Raw genomic sequence first — 21,395 nt, 5'->3', positions numbered from 1 at the left:
CATAATGGTTTAGATACATTAAATTTTTGGTTTTAATTTAATGGAAGGCTGTCAGAAATGACAGCCTTTTTTATTTTTTAAAAGGTGTAGTCCTTACAGGACAATGATTTTGCTCACAATTTATTTTTTTTTCTACCAATATTTAACCTCTAACGAGGTAATTCCGTTAGGAATTAAATATCGGTAGAAAAAAGATGTAAATTATTCACGATTACCAATATTTAACCTCTAACGAGGTAATTCCGTTAGGAATTAAATATCGGTAGAAAAAGAGATACGCCTCGGATATTATTGTCCCTTAGGGACAACAGATTTTCAACGCATTAAAATCCCGTAAACATTATCATTCGATAACAATAACATAAACTCATTTCATCTTTAAATCTATAAAATTGCCTGATGAATTCCCCATTTTGCAAAAGTTTAAAACCTATGAATTTAAAGCTTACTTCGCGATTAATTTTACTCTTTATAATTTTCTCCAATTATACAATTTCAGCCCAAAATCAAAAGAATTTAGAAGGAGTTCAGGTTGCTTTTTTATCAGATGTACACCTTCAGGATTTGTTTGGTACGTTTTCTGATAATGATTTTAAAGGTGTTTTAAATACCAAAACCGGAAAATATGCGTTAATAAGAACGATGGCCTCGCAGTTACATTCGACGAGAATTTTCAATGAAAATTATTTTGCCTTCATCGCCGCTCTTGAAGATATTGCAAAACGAAAGATAAAATACGTTGCACTTCCGGGCGATTATACAGATGACGGACAGCCGATACACGTGCGCGGATTGAAGAAAATTTTAGATCAGTACCAAAAAAAATATGGTATTGAATTTTTTATAACCACTGGAAATCATGATCCGGTTGGACCATTTGCTCAGGAATCGGGTAAAGAAGATTTTTTAGGTAAGGAAGGTAAAAGCCAACCCATTTTTAGCAAAGACGGCATGTATAAGCCAAACATGAATATCGAACAGCCAGTTGTCATAACAGCCGATATTGCTAAAATGGGTTATTTGGGCATAACAAACGATCTGCAGAATTTTGGTTTTTATCCAAATAAAAAATACAAATTCTGGTCGACTCCCTTTGCCGGTTACAATTCACAAAACTACAATTACAAAAAAGCTGTTGAAGCTTCCCAGCTAAATAAAAGGGTTTATAATGTTGCACCCGGATTTGAAGTTCCGGATGTGAGTTACGTTGTAGAACCAATTGACGGATTGTGGCTTATGGCAATCGATGGAAATGTTTATATTCCAAAGAAAACAGACAGCGACCCAAAAGATTCTAAAAGTTATTCTGAAGCCAGTACGGGTTACAATAATGTACTTTCAAACAAAAAACATCTTATAAAATGGGTTCAGGATATTTCAGCAGAAGCCAGACTGCGCGGTAAAACGCTGGTTGCTTTCAGCCATTTTCCAATGATTGATTTTAATGATGACGCTTCCGTGGAAATAAAAGAATTATTAGGTCCGAATAAATGGCAGTTAAACCGGGTTCCGGTTGAAGAAGTAGCGCAGGTTTTTGCCGATGCAGGTTTGAAGATTCATTTTGGCGGCCACATGCACATTAATGATACAGGAACACGCACAACAGAAAAAGGAAATACGTTGGTTAATATTCAGACGCCTTCGCTTGCCGCTTATATTCCGGCTTATAAATTATTAACGATAAAAAAAGATAATCTGGTAGATATTCAAACTATTACAATTGATGAGGTAAAAGGATTTGACGAACTTTTTGATTTGTATAAAATGGAATATCAGTTTTTACAAAGTCAGAACACAAAAGATATTTGGAATATCGATATTCTGAAAACCAAAAATTACCACGATTTCACCGATTTTCATTTAAAGGAATTAGTCCGATTAAGGTTTTTATCAGATGACTGGCCTTCAGCTTTCAAAGATTTTATTCTGAATGTTTCGGCAAATGATTTATTGGTTTTAGCTAATATTCAATCGGATAAAGATTTTGATTTTATTCTGAAAAATAAATCGCAGTTTCAAAAAGAATGGAACGAAGCCGAAATAAAATCGGAACAAATTTTAGTTCAAAACAATCTCAAAAAAGAAGATTTTAACTGGACAGGAAACGACCTCTTAATCGATTTTTACCGTTTTCGAAGCGCCGATGAATTGGCTCTTGCCGATGTTGGAGAAAAGCGTGTTGCAGCTTATAAAGTTGTATCGAAGTTGTATTTAGAGAATTCTAAAGAGGAAGTTTCTAAACCTTTACAAAAGCAGATGAAGTTATTTCTTATCATCTTTAACAAATTCATGCACGAAGTTCCCGCAGATCATTTTACTGTTGATTTGAAGAGTGGAGAGATTAAAAGTTTGAAGTAATTTTAACCGCAAAGAACGCTAAGGTTTACGCAAAGTACGCAAAGTTTTCTTTTAATCTCGCAAAGACGCAGAGTCGCAAAGATTATAAAAACTTTGCGACTCTGCGTCTTTGCGAGCAAATTTAAGCAGCAAAATCCGCAAAGCTTTATCAATTATAGCTTTGCGAACTTTGCGTTTATTAGCACAAACTAAGATAAAAAACCTTTGCGTGCTTTGCGGTTAAATTAATTATTCACAGGATTAGCCCTCACATAAGTCCCATCGTCATATTTAATTTGATAAGGAGAATTAAAGAAAGTACTTGGCAGATAATAATCGGTAGTGATGATTTGTGCACCAGAGGCTTTTGCGGCGTTAAAATGCGTATAATCGTTAGCTCTTGCTTCTTTAGTATCAGCATCGGCTCTGGTTCTTATGATATAACCTTTTTTAACTAAATCGGCGATTGAAGCATCTTCCGGATTATTTCTAAAAATTGTTGCGGCTTCTGGTTTTCCAGGTTCTGCGTTGATGAAAACTGCACGACCTTTTAATGACGGATGATTTAAAGCATATAAATCTCTTTTTGCTCCGTTATTATCCAGAATAAACAAGAATTTGCCTTTTGCTTTTTTCAGCGTTGGCCAGTTATTGTTTAAAACGGCTTCTTCCAGCGTTTTGTATTTACCGCGAACCATATCAGGAGTAATTAGTTTATTTCCTAAACCTTTGCGAAGTTCTTTGTCTAAAGCATCAAAAAGCTCAGGCGTAAATTTCTCGGCTTTTGTTCCTAAATAGCTGTCATCGTCTTTTGGTTCTAAAGTGATAAAAACCGGAACGTGATCAGGATTTGCATCAGACCATTTTTTTAGTTCTGCAAGACAGCCCTGCAGCGTGTAACAGGAAGTTCTAAAATCGATATCAATCATATGAAAAACTTTAAAACCCGGTTTTTTCATTTCTCCGTTTGGGTCATAAGCTTCTTGTGGTTTTACAAGGTCAAGACCTTTTGGGTGTGCAAATTTTCCGCCTTGAGTATCGCCCTGAACATCAATTTCCAACTGACGCAGTCCTTTGTTTAACTGATCTGTAATACTAATATGCGTGTATTGCAGGCCTTTTAGAGAACGTGTAGTATCTTTTGCCTGAATAAAATTGTACAAATCAGGTTCAATATTATGGCGGTAACTGTTGTGTGAACCAATAACTTGTATTTGGTTGATTTTTAAATTATCATTTTGTGCGTGGCCTAATTGTATCCCTGCAAAAAATAATGCAAACAGAATTTGTTTCATGATTTTAATGAAATTAGAATGTGTGAATTAAGAAGACGCAGCAAAAGAAAATTGCTTTTTTTAGAGTGTTACTAAAGTAAAGTTGTGGTTTATCTTTTGTGTTAGCTTAATAAAAAGAAATCGAAAAACTATTATCATCTCCAGCCGAAAATAGTAGTATTTATACATCAAAAACATTTATTATTTAATTTAAAGATAACTTTCAGGCAAAAAACATTGATGTTGTATTTTATTATTTTACAATACTTAATGTTACCCCAAATTACCAATGAAGAATCCTGAAATTTTTGAACAAACGTATACAGACTACTGGCAGAAACTCAATGCCTTTTCTTATACGATGACTCAGGATAAAGATTTGGCACAGAACATTGTTCAGGATGTATTTATTGATTTATGGGAACGAAAAGACGATTTAAACATCAATGCAATCGAACCTTATTTATTTCGTGCTGTAAAAAATCAGATTTTTAAACATTACCAGAATAATCGTTTTGATAAGACGATTATGGAAGACAAATTTGAAGATTACATAATCGACAATTTTTCGACTATTGATCCAGAGGTAACAGATTTGCTTTATTCTTTATTAGACAAACTTCCTGAAAAAAGAAAAGAGGTTTTATTAATGTACAAATTCCAGGATATGTCAATTGACCAGATTGCAGATGAACTTGGAATTTCAAAACAAACGGTGAAAAACCAAATTTCATCGGCATTAAAACAATTGCGTGAAGGCTTGAAAGATCTGGCCTGGCTGGCTCCAATTGTCTTTTTTAAACAAAATTTTTAAGATAACTTTCTGTTGATGTTTTCATAATATTTGGCGATAGTACGATTTCAAGATTCTGGTACTTACTTGTAATAACAAACCTTTTTAATTGAATTGGTTTTTTAAACACATTGAAACATAGTTTTTCTATGTGTTGAAAAAATTACACAAAGTAGTATGATAAAAAGAATCAAACATAGTTTAGAATATTTAATTGATAAAAGTTCAAGAAATAAAACTTCACAAGCAGAAGAAAACCTGCTTACCAATTTTGCTTTAAGCGAATACCAAAATGTAAAATGGAATGAAGCTTTAATGGGAAATTCTGATGAAGTTTCTAAAAATATATACGATGGAATTCAGCTTCGAATTACAAAGAAGAAAACCATCAGTCCTTATATAAAATATATGGCAGCTGCCAGTATTCTTTTTCTAGCAGGTTTAGGATTTTTCTATAAACCCACAATTGCAGCCGAAAAGCAATTAGCATTTAAAACGTCAGATACCCCCAAATCTATCAAATTAAGTGACGGCTCGAAAATTTATCTGGCAGCAAACTCATCATTTCAGTATCCTGAAAATTTTAAAGGAGAGGAAAGAAAAGTTACTCTTTTAAAAGGAAATGCCTTTTTTGAAGTAACTAAAGACAAAAAACACCCTTTTATCATTACTTCAGGTGAAATAAAAACGAGAGTTGTAGGAACTTCATTTCACATTCAAATGTCAAAATCAAAATGTGAAGTAATTGTCGTTACCGGAAAAGTAAATGTTAGTTCAAAAGGTCACAGCGTTGATTTAGTGCCAAATGAAGAAGCTTTATTTGAATCTCAAAAACTAACCAAACAACTGGCAGATAAATCATTTTTGGTCAATTGGTACAATACCGATGTAACACTGAACCAGACTACGCTAAAACAAGTTATTACTATTTTACAATATAAATACGGAGTTTCATTTCAATATAGTAATGAGCAGGTATTAGCAACGCCGTTAACGGTATTCATTAAAAAAGACGCAGCATTAGAGAATGTTTTAGAACAAATAAATTATATCACCAACCTAAAATTCAAAGTTTATGGCGAAACAGTAAAAGTGGATTAAAAACAAAAAAAGCAGCTGCTGAGAACAACTGCCATTAATAATTAAGTATCGTAAAAAAACCAATAACTTAAATCATGTATTTTAAACCTTCTTATTTAAATCTAAAGAGTTTTATCTTTTTAGTATTAGCGTTACTAACCATTGAGAGTGGTTTTAGTAAAACTATTTCTTTAAAAAAATCAAAAATAGAAAATAAAATAGAAAAAGCAACTCTTGTTTCTATTTTTTCAAAACTAAGCCAGCAGACAGATTATAAATTCAGCTACGGACAAGCTGTAATTGCTGATAATACAACGTATACTGTAAATTTTACAGGAGAATCAGTTACCTCAATTTTGAGTGATCTTTCTAAAAAAGCTAATTTCAATTACAACATTAATGGAAAATTAGTTTTAATTCAAAAAACGGCTGCCCAAAAAGCGGTAAATACCAAAGCAGCAGATAAAATTAGAGTAAAAGGAAAAATTGTTGACGAAAATAAAGTGCCAATTCCTGGAGCAACGGTAATTGAAACTGGTACTTCAAACTCAACAGTTACTGATTTTGACGGGGTTTTTGAACTTTCTGTAGGAGATGGAAAAACTATTGAAGTTTCGTATGTAGGATATAAAACAAAATCACTTCCTGCACAGGCATCTTTTATGACTATTCAGTTAGAGCCAAGCACTGCAGAATTAAATGAAGTTTTAGTTGTAGGTTACGGAAAACAATCTAAAAAAGATGTTACCGGAGCAGTTACACAATTAGAAGCAGCAAATTTTAAACAAGGTGTAAACGTTTCTGTAGATAATTTAATACAAGGAAAAGTTGCCGGTGTGCGTGTAGTAAATACAAGCGGTGAGCCGGGAGCAGGAGTAAACGTAACTATTAGAGGTGTTGGATCGATTAGAAGCGGGAGTACGCCTTTATTTGTTGTAGACGGAATGCCTTTGACTAATGATGATGTGAGCCCGTCAGGAACAAATGTTGGATTTGGAAGTTCAACTGCAAAAAATCCATTAAACTTTTTAAATACAAGCGATATCGAATCGATTACAGTTCTTAAAGATGCTTCTGCAACAGCTATTTATGGTGCGAGAGGATCTAATGGAGTTGTTTTGGTTACGACTAAAAAAGGATCTAAAGGAGAAGGAACACTTACTGTTGACTCTTATATGGGAGTTTCTACTGTAGCCCACAAATTAGATGTTTTAAACGCTGGTGAATATAGAAATGCAATTAAAGATCCTGCTTTTGACCACGGAGGCAACACAGACTGGCAGGATGTAATTTTTAGATCGGCAATTACAACAAATAATTCTTTATCATTTGCTAAACAAACTGAAAGCGGAAACTATTATGCTTCTATGGCACAAATGGATCAGGAAGGAATTATCCGTAACAGTAATTTCAAACGTATTTCAGGTAGAATTAACGCTGCTGAATCATTTTTGGATAACAAACGTTTGAAACTAAAAATGAATCTTACTGCCAGCCAGACTACAGACGACGGAGTTCCTACAAGTGACGACGGAGGTTCTAACGGACAATTAATCGTTCATACTTTAATGGCAAATCCAACTCGTTCTGTATTTGATGCCAATGGAAATTACACGAACTTTAACATGAATGCGCATTACAATCCGGCTTATTTATTAAGTATTTTTGAAGATCAAACGCGTACTTTAAGAGTTCTTGGAAACTTAGAGACTTCTTTTAGAATTGTCGACGGATTAGAATATAAATTAAATCTTGGTATTGACCGCTCTACATCAGAAAGAAATACTACAATTTATCCAAACCTTACCGATTTAAATCCAAAAGGTAAATATGTTCAGAACAATCTTGATTCAAAAAATTCATTGATTGAACATTATCTAACTTATAGTAAAGCATTAGACAAACATAAATTTGAAGTTCTTGGCGGATTCTCTTATCAAAAATTTGAAAGATCAGGAACAAGTTTCAGTATCGACGGAATTTCTGCGCAGGGAGTTGGTGTAAAACCATCTATTAACCCAGGTTTTGCAGGAACGCAGTCTGGTACAACAGGTTATGCTCAGGAAAACGAATTGCAATCTTATTTTGGAAGATTAAATTACAGTTTTGATAATAAATACTTATTGACAGCTTCTATGAGAGCTGATGGTTCTACACGTTTTGGAGATAATAACAAATACGGTTATTTCCCTTCATTTGCTTTGGGATGGAATATTTCTAATGAAAATTTCCTAAAAGATTCTCAAACAATCAATAACCTAAAACTTAGAGCAAGCTGGGGACAAACAGGAAATCAAGAAGTACCAAATAAACAAACTAAGGCAAGTTACTCTTTGGCTGGCCCGGACGGATATTATTTATATGATGATTTAAATCTTGTAAATGGTGTTTCTGTTTCGAGAACAGCAAATCCAGATTTAAAATGGGAAGTTGTTACACAATACAATTTAGGTCTTGATTTTAATTTATGGAATGATAAATTTTATGGAACTGTAGACTATTTTAATAAAACAACTACAGATGCTATTTTGTATATACCTTCGACTCCTTTGAGCCAGACAAAATTTATCTGGACAAATATTGACGGTAAAATCGTTAATAAAGGTATTGAGATTATGCTGGGTTCTAAAATCATCGATAAAAAAGATTTCAGCTGGAATGTTGATGTGAATGGATCAACATTAAACAACAAAATCGAAAACCTGCCGCTTTCAGAAATCTTAACAGGTGCTATCTCTGGTCCTGGACAATCAGGTGTTAATGCTAACATTTATAAAAGCGGTTATGCAGCAGGTTCATTCTATTTGTTAGAGCACACTGGTTTTGATCAAAATGGTGCAAACGTATTTAAAGACCAAAATGGAGACGGTAAAATTGATAACAGCGACAGGATTATTATTGAAGGAGCTTTACCAACTTTTTATTACGGTTTCAACAGTGATATGAGATACAAAAACTTTACGTTCTCATTTTCTATAATTGGACAAACAGGAGGTTATTTGTTGAACAACACAGGATTGAATGCTTTAAATATTAACAACTTAGCATCAGATCGTAACGTGGCAACAGGATATTATGAGTCAGGGGCAAACCCGGCAAACTCACCAATTTTGTCTACGCTTTTCTTAGAAAAGTCAGATTTTATAAGATTAAATGCGGCACGTATAGGTTACAATTTTGATTTAAAAGGATTGAACTGGATAAATGGCTTAACACTTTATGTAACAGGGAATAACCTAATTACAATTACAAATTATACAGGATTTGATCCGTTAGTAAACACTCCTAAAGCGACCGATGGTAACCAATCTATTGGAATTGATTACGCAGCTTATCCAACTTCGAGAACGTTCAGTTTTGGAGCAACTTTAAAATTATAAATTATGAAGACAAAGACATTTTTAAGCATAAAAGTTTTAACATTATTCTCTTTTATTTTTCTTCTAAACAGCTGTACTGATCTGGATGAAGTCTTTTTAGATGAAATTCCTGGAAATACAGTTTCAGACCCAGCAGGTTCACTTGCTGCCGCTTATGACAGATTAGGTGACGGAACTTTCGTTGATCACGGAGCCATTTTTGCCATGCAGGAATATACTACAGATGAAGCTATTTTACCAACTCGCGGAAGTGACTGGGGAGACGGTGGAAAATGGAGAGACATGCACGAATTTACATGGAGCTCTAGTAATGCAATTATTGTAGGGAACTGGGATTTATTAACAAATGGTATTACACGTTGTATAACAGCTATAGAATCGGCTGAAAAAAGTTCAATTACTGAAAAGAAATTATTTTCTGCAGAAGCAAAAGCACTTTTGGCTTTTTACACATATACCACTTTGGATTTATATGGACAGGCTCCATACAAAGATCCAATGGATCCTAAAGCTGATTTGCAAATTTTAAAAGCAGATACTCAAATCGATAAATTAATTACAGATGTTGAGGCTTTAATTCCAGATTTAGCTGATATTGGAACGCAGAGAACTTACCACGGAAGATTTACAAAACAGGCAGCTTATGGTTTCTTAGCTACAATGTACTTAAACCGTGCGGTGTTTAAAGACCGTTACAATGCATCATCAAATTTTAATTTTAATGAACCGGCATTATCAGGCGGAGGAACAGATATGGATCGTGTTATTTACTACACATCATTGTTGATCGATTCAGGAAAATTTAGTTTAGAAAGCGATTATTTTAAAAACTTTGCCAGAGATAATGACAATGGTAAAGAACTTATTTTTGCGATTTCTCAAAAGATAGATTACATCCGTAATGGTTCTAACAGCTTTGCTTATGTATGTATGGAACGTAACCAAAGAACATCTGCAGCAAACAGAGGAACAAATGCAGCTTGTACAACTCCAGAGTTTTATGCAACATGGGATGGCAATCATGACGATCCAAGATTTGAACAGCATTATCAATATGCTGATGGTACATGGTTTATGAATGACGGTACAGATGTAAGTGTTCCGGCAACAGACATTGTTCCAAAAAGTGCTAATTTACCTTGGTTCCACTTCAACAGAGGAATTCAGGCTGGACTTCAATACGGACCGATATTATTAGCTTCTGGTTCTCTTGAAATGGTAGGAAACCGTATTAAAGTTTCTCCATTGTATATGGAAAAAAGCACAGGTACAAGAATGAATTTTACACCATCATTAACATTCTCAGATCCAACTAAATCTGTTTTTGCTCAAAATGAAATTAATCAGGGAGCTCGTGTTTTTAAATATGAATTCGACCCTGAAGGAGGAAACGGAAACAGTAATGTTGATATTCCATTATTCCGTTTAGGAGGAATTTACGCAATGAGAGCCGAAGCTTATTTTAGAAAAGGAAACACAGGTTCTGCAATGGATGATTTAAACAAACTGCGTACAAGCAGAAAAAGAGAATCTTTATTTGGTAACGCTGCAGGAAAAGCCCTTACATCTTTAGATTCACAGCAATTATACAAAGAATTAGGTTTCGAATTATATTGGGAATTGCAAAGAAGACCACAGAGCATTCGTTTTGGAAAATACGATTTAGCAGGAACTGCAAAAGCTGCTTCACAGCCATTTAGAAGAATATTTCCAATCCCTCAAACGGTTATCGACCAAAAAGTGTTTCAACAGAACCAAGGGTACAATTAAGATTTTGTGTTAGTTTATTTTTTATTTTTTTGTAAAAAGCCTGTTTTCGGAAGAAACAGGCTTTTTCTTTTGTTTTCGGTTTGAGTTAATAAATTTATAAAATGCCTTAATGACAACATATCGCGCTTTTTATTTTAGTAAATTTACTAGTATAATTTATAAATAAATTCTCATGAAAGCAGTACGATTTTTTGGAACAAACGACGTTAGAATTGTAAATGATCTTGAAAAACCATCGCCAAAAGGAGATGAGGTACTTTTAAAAATAGGAGGAGCAGGAGTATGCCATTCAGATCTTCATATTATTGATGAAGGAATAGTCTCGGGAGTAACATTTACTTTAGGACACGAAAATGCAGGATGGATTGAAGAAATAGGAGAAGATGTAAAAGGTTTTAAAAAAGGTGACGCCGTTTTAGTATACGGTCCCTGGGGATGTGGACATTGTAAACCGTGTCAGCATTCTAATGAAAATTATTGTGACCACCAATCTGAAATGGCTTACGGAGGCGGATTAGGTTTAAACGGAGGTATGGCAGAGTATATGCTTGTGCCGTCTTCACGATTATTAGTACCAATTCATGATTTAGATCCCGTAGTTGCAGCCCCTTTAACAGATGCCGCTTTAACACCATATTCTGCCATAAAACGTTCACTGCCAAAATTAATGCCTGATGAATATGTTGTAGTAATAGGAGTAGGAGGTTTAGGGCATGTTGCACTTCAAATTTTATCAGAAATGTGCTCTTCTGCAATTATTGCCTGCGACATTACTCAGGAAAGATTAGATTTTGCCAAAAAATTAGGAGCTGCTCATGTCGTTAACTCTATGGATAAAGATGCAGCAGAACAAATACGAAACATTACCGGAATCAAAAAAGCAAAAGTGGTAATAGATTTTGTTGGAGCTTCATCAACAATAGATTTAGGAACTAAAATTGTTGGTTTAGACGGAGATTTAACCATTGTAGGTCTTGGAGGAGGAAAATACGAATACAATATGAATGTACTGCCCTTTGGAGTAAGCATGACCAATCCGTATTGGGGTTCCAGAACCGAATTAATGGAAGTGATAGGACTTGCACTTCAGAAAAAAATAAAAATTGAAATTCAAAAATTCAAATTAGACGAAGCTGTTGAAGTGTATGATAAATTAAGAAAAGGGCAAATAAAAGGAAGAGCAGTATTAGTTCCATAACTAAAAAATAGGGTTTAAAATTGTTTTTGTTTCTTCTGCTAAAAATTAAAAAAAAACATAGTTATTGTGTAATAAACAGATAATAAAAATGTAAGATATATCTGTTGATCTATATTTAAATTTGATCTGTCAGACAGACTAATTATTGTTGGCGATGTCTCGGCAGAAATTGTATAAAAATAACTCAAAATGAATAAAAATCATGATACATCAAATTGACACTACCGATAATATTGTTGCTTTTAGAGCATTGGCAGAAGTAACAAAAGACGATTTTTTAACAGCAGTTGTACCAGCAGTAGAACATTTGGTAAAACAAACCAATGAAATTAACTTTTTATTAGTTTTAGATACCGATATTAAAAATTTTACAGCAGGAGCATGGCTTCAGGACGCTCTTTTAGGATTGAAACATTTGGGAAAATGGAACAGAGCTGCAATCGTAACCGATTCTGAAGATATTATCTCTTTTACAAACGGATTTAGTTATGTGGTTCCCGGAGAGTTTCACGGCTTTAAAAAAGAAGCATTTAATAAAGCTCTAAACTGGGTTGAAGGAAACATTAATCTTCCGGCAAATTAAAATCAGATACTGCCATTTTTGGTTTTCAAATAACCAAAGTGCGTAAAAATTACCCAGCAAGATATAAACATGACATTAATAGAAAATGCCCGTTAGGTTTTAAACCTTAACGGGCATTTTCGCAATCAGCAAACGTTTTTCCCTTTTATTTATTTGCTATTTTTTTATAAACTGCTGCAGATAATAATGGCAGAGCAAAACTTCCAACAAGTGCTGCAGCTTTATTATGTCCTGTTTTCTTTAAAGCGGCTCCAACTAAAAGAGAACCAATACCGGCGCACGCCAGCTGTTTAACAGAAAGGTTTTTTGTATTGTTTTCAATAGGTTTTATTCCGTGCAATAATGGGTCAATAAACTGTAAATTTTCCATGATTTTTCTTTATTTAATTAAACGTATTTTTATTTTGTGTGACATTTTTTTCGTTATCGGTTTCAGTTTCAATTTTTTCAATTTCAACTTTTTCTTTTTTTATGGCCTGACGCAGCAATGCAAAAAAACTCATATAAACATTTGCTATAAACACCAGCGAAAATCCGGCCAAAATATATCCTCTCCAGTCGTTTAACAAAAGTTTATAATTGCAGAGAATTAAAAACGCAATTGTAACATAATGGCTGAAGCAGTATTCGCAGGTAAGCAGATAGAAAAACTTTCTTGACAAAATATATCGGTCATTTTTAGAACGTTTAACACACCATTCATGAGGTTCTCTAAAAATTTCTTCATGTGTTACCGTCCAGCTTATACAGGCTATAGGAACAGCCAGAACAAATAACCAGACAATTTGAGCTGCGAAAGTCATAAAACCATATTTTTAAACTAATTTTTATTCTACTCTCTAGGATGATTTTCAGGATAATGCTCAGCATCAAAATCATCAAGTTCCTCATCATCGTCAAGATCACTGTCTTTTTCAACATCATTATCATAGGCTGGTTCCGAATCATTATCAAAATCATCACGATTACCGTCGTTAGTAATGAGATCATCTTCATTTACAATTCGTTCCTCATTCGGGATATTTTCAGCTCTTATATTGGTATTCTTTTCAAAATCCTGTTCAGGATGATTTAAATCTTCAATAAATTCTTCCTGATATTGGTATTGGTCCTCATCTCTTGCATAATTATCATTATCAACAAGAGTATTTTGTTCAATTATATCGGGATCGCTTTCTCCAAATTCCTGTGGAGTTTCTTTTGTTAACTCCTTACTATATTGATCATCATTATAGTAAGTACCATCAATAAGTGTATTTTGATCGATATAGTCAGGATCCGTCTGACCATATTCAAAGTTGCTTTGCTTTTCCATAACATCATTATTTTAGTTATTATTTTTTCTGTCTCTGCTGTAGTTTCAGCAAAGTAGTTTTCAGTAACTAATACTGTGTTTTTACAAAATTAGCAAGAGAGTCGTCTGAGTATCTTACAGGAAAATACATTATAGCTGCATAATTAACAGTTACTTATAATATAATAACTGTAAGAAATTATGTAAGTTTCATTTCTGCAATCCATTTTAAATTTGATTAGTAAAATTGTTTAACTAAAACAAAATAGAAAATGGCTTCTGATAAAGTAACCGCCTGCTGCCAAGCTCTGATTGAAAAAAATCTTACCATAACATTTGTAGAAAGCGCATCGGCAGGAAAAATGAGTTATGAATTCTCGACAGTTTTTAATTCCGGACGAATATTAATAGGAGGAATGGTTTGTTATCATTCATCAATGAAAGAAGATATGCTTCATATTCCGTGGGGAACAATCGAAAAATACAGTGCAGAATCTGAAGAAGTGACCAAACTTATGGCGCAGAATTTTTATCGTTACATGAATTCAGATATCTGCGTTGCCTTAACCGGACTTACTACTCCAGGCGGAAGCGAAAACGAAGAAAAGCCCGTTGGGACTATTTTCATACATATTATTTTTTCGGATAAAGAAACGGCGCGTCGTTTTGAATTTACAGGGAATCCCGAAAGTATAATTAATCAGGCAATTGATGTAGCAGCTGAATTGATTTTGGAAGGAATTAATGCACCCAAAATGTAAGATAATGTATAGATTTGTAAATCTGTATAAGCACACTTTAAAAAATATTCATGAAGAATCTTTACATTATAGGTGAACCAAATCCATTATCGAAACCAGAAATTGAAGAAATTGATAATCAAATATCTTTTTCTCTACCTGCAGATTATAAAGAGTTTTTGATGCTTTATGGTTTAGGTTCTCTAAATGAATTAGTAATGATGCAGCAGCCAGACAAAGATTTCATTAAATCGAATTTTAGCGATTATATGGATTTTTGGACTTTAACGGAAAAAGAAGAACAGCTTATACTCAATTCACTTACCATTGCAGCAACTATAGACGGTGATGTAATTACAGTAATTGACAATAATGAAAATCCTATTGTTTTGCTTCCCCGGCATTCTGACGAAGTAATTTATTTTGAAAACTTAGAAAATGTAATAAACTATTATGCCGAAAAGTATAAGCTGGGAAATGATTTGTATTTTGACCCATCTTATAATTTTGAACAGGAATATATTAGTTTTATAAAAAACGGTTCTTTAGATAAAATATTATTTGATACTGTTCATCAAATCTTTCTGGATCAAATTCCTGTTGATAAATCATATAATTTACAAACACAGCCCAAATATATCATCCAGGAAATTGGAGGCTGGGTCTATTTTGACAACATTGGTAAAAGCGCTGTAAGGGTAAAATATCAAAAACAATTTAAAACAGAAGCAGATAAAATTGTCAAATTGATTAATGATCAAATAAAACAAAAGCCGTAAACATCTATTTACGGTTTTTGTTTTTAAAACTATTTTATACTGTACAGCGAACCATTTTTAATGGTTTTTTTATCCAGTTTTCCTTTTCGTAACAATTCTTCGAGAATGATTTCGGCATCTTTAATCGATATATCCTGAATAACTGCATATTCTTTTGGAGCCAGTGTTGGGTAAACTTCAAAAAGAGACAAAGTATTTTTATTTTCAAACTTTTTCTTTTTGGCATCAGGAACTAGGACAAGCAGGGCGTTTTCATAAGAAGCATAAGGTTTTGAGCCATAAACCGTTAATTGATTGTTATTGCCGTCAGAAAGATAAAAAGTTGGAAAACCTCTTACATTCAGATTCTTCGCCATATTTAAATCATTTCTAAAAAGCTTTACGGCATCAATTTCAAAATCTTTTTTCAGCTTTTCGGTATCCAGATCTGCCAGTTTAGCAGCTTCGGCAATATTTTCCCATTTCGCAATATTTTTCTTTTCGAGATACAATTTCTCACGCAGAATCCGCATAAAATGTATCGCCTTTTGTTTATCCTGCATCTGCGCTGCTTTCATGGCAATACAAGACGGATAAGAAGAATCCAGCGGATCTTCAAGCCAGACATCGCCATCAATAGGCATTTCATAATGCAAGCTGGCTTCATCCCAATGATGCGCTACATCAGATGATTTACTGATTCCGCCGCTATTGTAACTCCAATCAGGCAGTAAACCGCCCATTCTGTAATCAATTTCAAAATAATCACCATATTCCAGTTTTAATTTTCGAAGCTGAGGCTCAATTCCCCAGCATGAAGAACAAATAGGATCTGTATAATAAATTATTTTTACAGGTTTATTTTCTGTTTTAATAACCGTTTTTTCGTTTGATTTTTCACCCGCCGGCATTTCGCACATACCATTTACAGGATCACACAATAACGGATTTGTTTTGTTTTCGTTCATTTTCGAATTAGTTTGCGACTGGCAGTTTGTACTGCAAATCAAGATTAACAACAGCGGCAGTATTTTCATAACAACTGTTTTATTTACACTTAGTTTTTTACTTTTACGCAAAGTTCGTCCGTATTTAATCACCAGTCAATTAGTCTAAAAAAGATGACTACAGAAAACAGCTCTCCAAAAAAGAACGAATGTCCGGCTCAGGGACTTCTAAAATTATTATCAGGTAAATGGAAACCACAGATTTTTCTTTTGGCTGAAGCCGGCCCGTTACGCTTTAACGGACTTTTGAGAGACATTAAAGGCGCAAACAAACAATCTATTTCTACCGCACTGCGCGAGCTGGAAGAATTTGGACTTTTAGATAAAAACGTTATCAAATTGAAACCGCTTCACATCGAATATACATTATCTGAAAAAGGAAAATCGCTTATTCCCGTATTTAAACAGCTTGAATTTTTTTCTGAGAATAATTAAGATTGTATTATCAATCATAAAGTAATTGCAATCTTACAAGGAATTATGTATTTTCACAGTTGATAAAATATATAAGCCTGCACCATGATTGAGATACATAAAAAAGAAGATATTCTGATTCCGTTTAACAAAATTGGAGATTCGGACTGGAAAATAAATACAAAAAAAATTATCGAAGCCATTGCTGATAATTTTGGAGACGATTTAAAGAAACCTGTTTCAAAAGAAGAAATTCTGGCACTCGAAACAAAATTAGGAACTGCATTACCAGAAAATTTAAAATTATTTTACGAAACATTCGGAATCGCTGATATTGGCGAACAGCTTCAGGACTTTGAAGAAGTAGACTGGATAAAAGATATTTGGTCAGATGCACCGCAATATGGTCCGGATTTTACCGAAGAAGATAAATTGCTTTTACCATATTTAATTTCTTTCAGCGATTATTTGGGTAACGGAAATATGTTTTGCTTTCACAGCGAAACAAAAGAAATCTATTACTACGACCACGACGATAAACCTTACCTGACTAAATTTTTTGATACCGTTGATGACTATTTAAAAGGCTGTTTAATTTTTGCCCAAAATGATTTTTCTGATGATAAAGAAATTGACCATTGGACAGAAGAAATTGTTATAGACCTGCTGGACGAAAAAACGGTTAAAAAATGGAGATATTAATCTCTAAAAAAAAGAAGACTTTACAATGAACTACATACAAAAAATAAAACGCCTTTACGGACTTTCTGAAAAGGAAAACTACGGATTTTCTGAAGATGAAATCCTCGCAGTCGAAAAAGATTTAGAAATTACATTTCCGAAAAAACTCAAAGAATATTATCTGGAATTAGGAAAAGAAGAAAACCTTAATTACGCACATAACCGACTAATGAAACCCAATGGAGAAATTGAATTCTCTGAAGATGATGTTCTGGTTATTTATGAAGAAAATCAGGTTGTGGCGATGTGGGGAATTAAAAAAGACGATTTAAAACTGGATAATCCCCCGGTTTACGGAAGTTACGATACCATCGAACAATCAGATTGGGAAATTGAAACCCAGACTACAGATAATTTCTTTCTGTTTATGGGCGTATATAACGGAACATTAGGAGGGCTGAAATACAATGGAAATTATTTAGGTCCAGTAGATTCAGATATTGTAAAATTTGTGGAAGAAAACTGGAAGCCTGCACCCGAAATAAGCAGAGACAATCAAAAAGTGTATACAAACAATTTTTATGATGTAATTAGTTTGTCATTCGATCAAAATAAAAATTGTACTGCTGCTTTTATCGGAACCAGCGATCAAAATCGTTTTGACGAAATTCTGGATTGTATAGACATCGATTGGTCTTACCTTTCGTATGATGACGACGAAGCTTATGACGACGATGATGATGAAGAAAATGAATAATTATGTGGTTCAGTAAATTTAGCTTTTTCGATAAACAGTCCGGTTTAACAGAATTGATTTCAGACGATTTCTTTACAAAACCATTTTCAAAAGAAGAATTTGAAAACTTTCCTGATATCGACAGTTTGTATCCAAACGGCAGAGATCCAAAATATTTTCCTATTCCGCATCAGCTTAAACTTCCCAAAGAATATATTGAGCTTTTACAATATTCAAACGGCGGAGGCATTATAAACGGCGAACGTGAATTTGGTTTTTTCTCCTTAGAAGAAATTCGGCAGATGTATATAAATTACGGATTCCCTATTTGGGCGCCCGCTTTTCTGCCAATAGCATTTAACGGCGGCGGAAAGTTTTACGCTTATGATCTTAGAGAAAATAATGGTTTTCCGATAATTCTGGTTCCGGCTGGAAATCTGGGATATGATGACGACTGCTGGGTATTTTTAGGAAATACCCTCGAAGAAGTTTTGAGCAAAACCACCAATGTCGAAGATAAACTCGATATACTTTATCCTGAAAAAGAGCTTTCAGAAAAAGAACTTCAATACAAACAACTGCGTATTGAATTGAAAGAACTGGAAGAAAATAAAACGAAAAATCAAGTTGATTTAAAAATGTATCTGCTTTCAAAAAAACGAATAGAAGCAGATTTAAAGAAATTACAAGAAAACGAATAAAACTATAATGAGAGAATTAAATTATTTAGTAAAAATTGAAGGAAACGAATCGCTTTTGGAGAGATTCATTGAAGCTATAGAAAACGGAACGGTTAAAGTAGATAAAGCTTATCCAAATCCTTATCTGCTGGATACGGGAGAAAAATTCCTTCTTGATAAAATTATTGAATATTTTTTCACAACCAGAGCTTTCTCAAAAGACCAGTATATTGCTTTTTTTGAAAAATTAAGAAAGTTAAATGGATTTGATAGTTACTATTATTCGCTTGGAAAACAAACAGAAGAACTGGTTTTTAATACTTTTGAAAGAGTTAAAAAAGGCAAATACAAGATTTTTATTCCTAAAACAGAAGAAATACATTCTCAGCCAGACTTGACAGAAGATCAAAAAGAACTCTTAAGCTTTTTATGTTATTTAGCGGTTTCTCATATTAAATACGGACCAAGTTATGCCTCGGTTACTGCAAATGAATATTTTGATATCGTAACTGAATTAGGTTCTGATGAAGTAGAAAAACTTAAGAAATTTGGAACAGGAAAACTCCCAAAAGAACTGACAAATTATAAAGACAGCGATTTTACAGCTAAAGCTAATGATGTTTTTGCTACAATAAATATCAAACTCAATAATGAAACAGAAGAAAGTTATGGTAAAGCATTGAATTTTGTGAATGCTCTTCTAGAATCAGATTTTCCAAAAAGTTATGAAATAGCATTTTCATCAAAAAACAAAGAACTGCTTCCTGTAAAAGGACTTCCAAAATGCGGACAGAACTATCTGTTTGCCGGAGCGGTTAAATATTCAAACCTTCATAAAAGCATTTTAGAATACATTAATCTTTCGAAAAAAGAATACGAATGGTACAATAACCTCGAAGATGAAAATTGTGCCATGCCTTCGACTTTTGCTGTTTTTGCTTTAGGATTGCAAGACGAAAAATATTTTGAAACACTCATCAATTATTATCAAACAGTTGATGAAGAACATCAGTCGATTCAGGCAAAATTTACTCCGGTATTTTTAGAAAAATTCGGCGTAACCGAAAAGTCAATTCGTGTATATATTAATGCATTGTTGTCAATGCAGGAGCATCCGCATAATAAAGCCTTTATTCCGTATTTTTCTGCTGAAAACAGTTTGAAATTATTATTAGACAGCAAAGAAAATTTTGCGGCTTATTATTTTACAGATCAAGATATAAAAGAGTATTCAGACAGTGGAAACGATACGGAGGAAATGGCAGATTACTGCTGGCAAAGTATTATGTATACCACTTTTGGACAAAGTAAAGGTTTTACCAAAATTGTAAAAGAATTAAATGAAGAGCAAAGATTGATATTTGAAAAATTGCAGATTGCAGATAAATAAAATAAAATAAAATGTGGAGCGATATATACAATTACTATAATATTCAAAGTGACTTATCATTTTCTCAAAAAGAAAGCACAAAAACAGTTGTTGATATTATATTACAGACTAAATATTTTAAGCAGAATGGAAATCAGAACTTTTCTAATGCTGATGGTTTTCCTTGGGTAGATTTAGTTTTAGTGGAAACTAAAGATGGAAATTTCGCTCTAAAAGAAAAAGAAATTCCATTTATTAATTTGATAGCAATTGTTTGTTCTAAAAGAGAAGGAGTTGACCAAACGCTTTACATTAAAACTTTTTTGGAAATTGCAAAAGCCTTAAATTGGAAGTTGTATTTGGAAGAAGATGATGAAGGAAATGAAAATGTTGAAATTCGAAAAAAAATGTTCCGTTAGGAACATCATATATAGAAAAAGTATATCGAAAAATGTTCCATTAGGAACATCTCGTCGGTAGAAAAAAAAATAATTTGCGATTATTTTACGTTCCGTAGGAACGTTTGATTAGTATCAATAGAATGTTTATTATGGCAAATACATATACACAGCTGCATGTTCAATTTGTTTTTGCAGTGAAATATAGAAAAGCATTAATCACAAAAGATTGGAAGGAAAGATTACATCAATATATAACTGGAATAATTCAGAGTAATCAACACAAAATGTTGTGTATAAACTGTATGCCCGATCATATCCATATATTTATAGGCATGAGGCCCACACAATCTATTTCGTCTCTTATTCAGAATATCAAAACAGAAACAAGCAAATGGATTAAAGAGCAAAAATTATCATCATATTTTGCGTGGCAGGAAGGTTATGGTGCTTTTTCTTATTCCAAAAGTCATGTTCCCGGTGTGATTCGATACATACAAAATCAAGAAGAACACCATAAAAAAGAAACGTTTTTAGAAGAATATCAAAAGTTTTTAAAGGTATTTGAAGTAGAATATGATGAGCAGTATATTTTTAAAGAACCTACAGATTAGTAATTTCAAACGTTCCTACGGAACGATATGAACCTAAGGAGTTATTGGTGTTACCAACGATATGTTCCTAACGGAACATAAGGTTATATATCTGTTTTAAAAAATGTTCCGCTAGGAACATCTCGTCGGTAGATCAAATGTTCCGTTAAGAACATCATATATAGAAAAAGCATATCGAAAAATGTTCCGCTAGGAACATCTCGTCGGTAGATCAAATGTTCCGTTAAGAACATCATATATAGAAAAAGCGTATCGAAAAAATGTTCCGTTAGGAACATCTCGTCGGTAG

At 33.4% G+C, this 21,395-nt stretch carries 21 protein-coding genes; 16 read left to right on the top strand and 5 right to left on the bottom strand.

Annotated features, from left to right (window positions below; genetic code table 11):
• The first annotated feature begins 432 nt into the window (after window positions 1-432).
• The gene (locus ACTJIW_RS03800; RefSeq protein ID WP_440715454.1) at window positions 433-2,358 is read left to right on the top strand and encodes a metallophosphoesterase; all 1,926 of its coding nucleotides are present in this window, start codon (window positions 433-435) and stop codon (window positions 2,356-2,358) included.
• Between the two features lie 224 nt (window positions 2,359-2,582).
• Here the strand turns inward: ACTJIW_RS03800 and ACTJIW_RS03795 are convergent, their stop codons facing one another.
• Window positions 2,583-3,632: a phosphatidylinositol-specific phospholipase C1-like protein gene (locus ACTJIW_RS03795; RefSeq protein ID WP_440715455.1), complete on the bottom strand. Its 1,050-nt coding sequence runs from the start codon at window positions 3,630-3,632 to the stop codon at window positions 2,583-2,585.
• A gap of 268 nt (window positions 3,633-3,900) precedes the next feature.
• Here ACTJIW_RS03795 and ACTJIW_RS03790 point away from each other — a divergent pair, with 268 nt between their 5' ends.
• From ACTJIW_RS03790 to ACTJIW_RS03765, 6 genes are all read left to right on the top strand, one after another.
• Window positions 3,901-4,425: an RNA polymerase sigma-70 factor gene (locus tag ACTJIW_RS03790; RefSeq protein WP_073410728.1), complete on the top strand. Its 525-nt coding sequence runs from the start codon at window positions 3,901-3,903 to the stop codon at window positions 4,423-4,425.
• A 156-nt stretch (window positions 4,426-4,581) separates the two neighbouring features.
• Entirely contained in the window at window positions 4,582-5,505 is a 924-nt protein-coding gene (locus ACTJIW_RS03785) for a FecR family protein (protein ID WP_440715456.1), read from the top strand.
• A 74-nt stretch (window positions 5,506-5,579) separates the two neighbouring features.
• The gene (locus ACTJIW_RS03780) at window positions 5,580-8,864 is read left to right on the top strand and encodes a SusC/RagA family TonB-linked outer membrane protein (protein WP_073410725.1); all 3,285 of its coding nucleotides are present in this window, start codon (window positions 5,580-5,582) and stop codon (window positions 8,862-8,864) included.
• 3 nt (window positions 8,865-8,867) lie between these two features.
• Window positions 8,868-10,634, top strand: coding sequence for a RagB/SusD family nutrient uptake outer membrane protein (locus ACTJIW_RS03775; protein WP_012026142.1), 1,767 nt, complete (start codon window positions 8,868-8,870; stop codon window positions 10,632-10,634).
• 172 nt (window positions 10,635-10,806) lie between these two features.
• Window positions 10,807-11,832: an NAD(P)-dependent alcohol dehydrogenase gene (locus ACTJIW_RS03770; protein WP_440715457.1), complete on the top strand. Its 1,026-nt coding sequence runs from the start codon at window positions 10,807-10,809 to the stop codon at window positions 11,830-11,832.
• Window positions 11,833-12,034: 202 nt separating this feature from the next.
• Window positions 12,035-12,415, top strand: a complete 381-nt coding sequence (locus ACTJIW_RS03765; protein ID WP_012026140.1) for an STAS/SEC14 domain-containing protein — start codon at window positions 12,035-12,037, stop codon at window positions 12,413-12,415.
• 145 nt (window positions 12,416-12,560) lie between these two features.
• On the opposite strand, the gene ACTJIW_RS03760 is transcribed toward ACTJIW_RS03765, so the two are convergent.
• From ACTJIW_RS03760 to ACTJIW_RS03750, 3 genes are read right to left on the bottom strand one after another with little or no spacing between them, the layout of a single operon-like run.
• Window positions 12,561-12,785, bottom strand: a complete 225-nt coding sequence (locus ACTJIW_RS03760) for a PrgI family protein (protein WP_440715458.1) — start codon at window positions 12,783-12,785, stop codon at window positions 12,561-12,563.
• 13 nt (window positions 12,786-12,798) lie between these two features.
• On the bottom strand, window positions 12,799-13,218 hold the full coding sequence (locus tag ACTJIW_RS03755) for a hypothetical protein (RefSeq protein WP_440715459.1): 420 nt from the start codon (window positions 13,216-13,218) through the stop codon (window positions 12,799-12,801).
• A gap of 29 nt (window positions 13,219-13,247) precedes the next feature.
• A complete protein-coding gene (locus ACTJIW_RS03750; RefSeq protein WP_121360802.1) occupies window positions 13,248-13,730 on the bottom strand; it encodes a hypothetical protein in 483 nt (160 codons plus the stop codon).
• A gap of 251 nt (window positions 13,731-13,981) precedes the next feature.
• On the opposite strand from ACTJIW_RS03750, the gene ACTJIW_RS03745 reads away from it, so the two are divergent.
• Together ACTJIW_RS03745 and ACTJIW_RS03740 are read left to right on the top strand one after the other, a co-directional pair.
• Window positions 13,982-14,470, top strand: coding sequence for a CinA family protein (locus ACTJIW_RS03745; protein ID WP_440715460.1), 489 nt, complete (start codon window positions 13,982-13,984; stop codon window positions 14,468-14,470).
• A 50-nt stretch (window positions 14,471-14,520) separates the two neighbouring features.
• On the top strand, window positions 14,521-15,228 hold the full coding sequence (locus tag ACTJIW_RS03740; RefSeq protein ID WP_440715461.1) for an SMI1/KNR4 family protein: 708 nt from the start codon (window positions 14,521-14,523) through the stop codon (window positions 15,226-15,228).
• 29 nt (window positions 15,229-15,257) lie between these two features.
• On the opposite strand, the gene ACTJIW_RS03735 is transcribed toward ACTJIW_RS03740, so the two are convergent.
• Window positions 15,258-16,175 (bottom strand): DsbA family protein, encoded by a 918-nt coding sequence (locus tag ACTJIW_RS03735; protein ID WP_440715462.1) that lies wholly within the window; start codon window positions 16,173-16,175, stop codon window positions 15,258-15,260.
• A gap of 153 nt (window positions 16,176-16,328) precedes the next feature.
• Here ACTJIW_RS03735 and ACTJIW_RS03730 point away from each other — a divergent pair, with 153 nt between their 5' ends.
• The 7 genes from ACTJIW_RS03730 (at window position 16,329) to tnpA (ending at window position 21,106) form a co-directional block, all read left to right on the top strand.
• Complete coding sequence (locus ACTJIW_RS03730) at window positions 16,329-16,649, top strand: winged helix-turn-helix transcriptional regulator (protein ID WP_440715463.1); 321 nt, start codon at window positions 16,329-16,331, stop codon at window positions 16,647-16,649.
• Between the two features lie 84 nt (window positions 16,650-16,733).
• Window positions 16,734-17,330: an SMI1/KNR4 family protein gene (locus tag ACTJIW_RS03725; protein WP_440715464.1), complete on the top strand. Its 597-nt coding sequence runs from the start codon at window positions 16,734-16,736 to the stop codon at window positions 17,328-17,330.
• A gap of 25 nt (window positions 17,331-17,355) precedes the next feature.
• Window positions 17,356-18,066 carry an SMI1/KNR4 family protein gene (locus tag ACTJIW_RS03720; RefSeq protein ID WP_440715465.1) on the top strand — a complete coding sequence of 237 codons (711 nt, stop codon included), beginning with the start codon at window positions 17,356-17,358 and terminating at the stop codon, window positions 18,064-18,066.
• Window positions 18,067-18,068: 2 nt separating this feature from the next.
• A complete protein-coding gene (locus tag ACTJIW_RS03715; RefSeq protein ID WP_440715466.1) occupies window positions 18,069-18,746 on the top strand; it encodes an SMI1/KNR4 family protein in 678 nt (225 codons plus the stop codon).
• A 7-nt stretch (window positions 18,747-18,753) separates the two neighbouring features.
• Window positions 18,754-20,115: a DUF6138 family protein gene (locus ACTJIW_RS03710; RefSeq protein WP_440715467.1), complete on the top strand. Its 1,362-nt coding sequence runs from the start codon at window positions 18,754-18,756 to the stop codon at window positions 20,113-20,115.
• A gap of 11 nt (window positions 20,116-20,126) precedes the next feature.
• Window positions 20,127-20,513: a hypothetical protein gene (locus ACTJIW_RS03705; protein WP_440715468.1), complete on the top strand. Its 387-nt coding sequence runs from the start codon at window positions 20,127-20,129 to the stop codon at window positions 20,511-20,513.
• A gap of 131 nt (window positions 20,514-20,644) precedes the next feature.
• Entirely contained in the window at window positions 20,645-21,106 is a 462-nt protein-coding gene (tnpA, locus tag ACTJIW_RS03700; RefSeq protein WP_440715469.1) for an IS200/IS605 family transposase, read from the top strand.
• Window positions 21,107-21,395: the final 289 nt, after the last annotated feature.

The sequence above is a fragment of the Flavobacterium sp. 22659 genome (genome assembly GCF_052044235.1).
GTDB classification, from domain to species: domain Bacteria; phylum Bacteroidota; class Bacteroidia; order Flavobacteriales; family Flavobacteriaceae; genus Flavobacterium; species Flavobacterium johnsoniae.
This window is presented reverse-complemented; position numbering and strand designations above follow the sequence as displayed.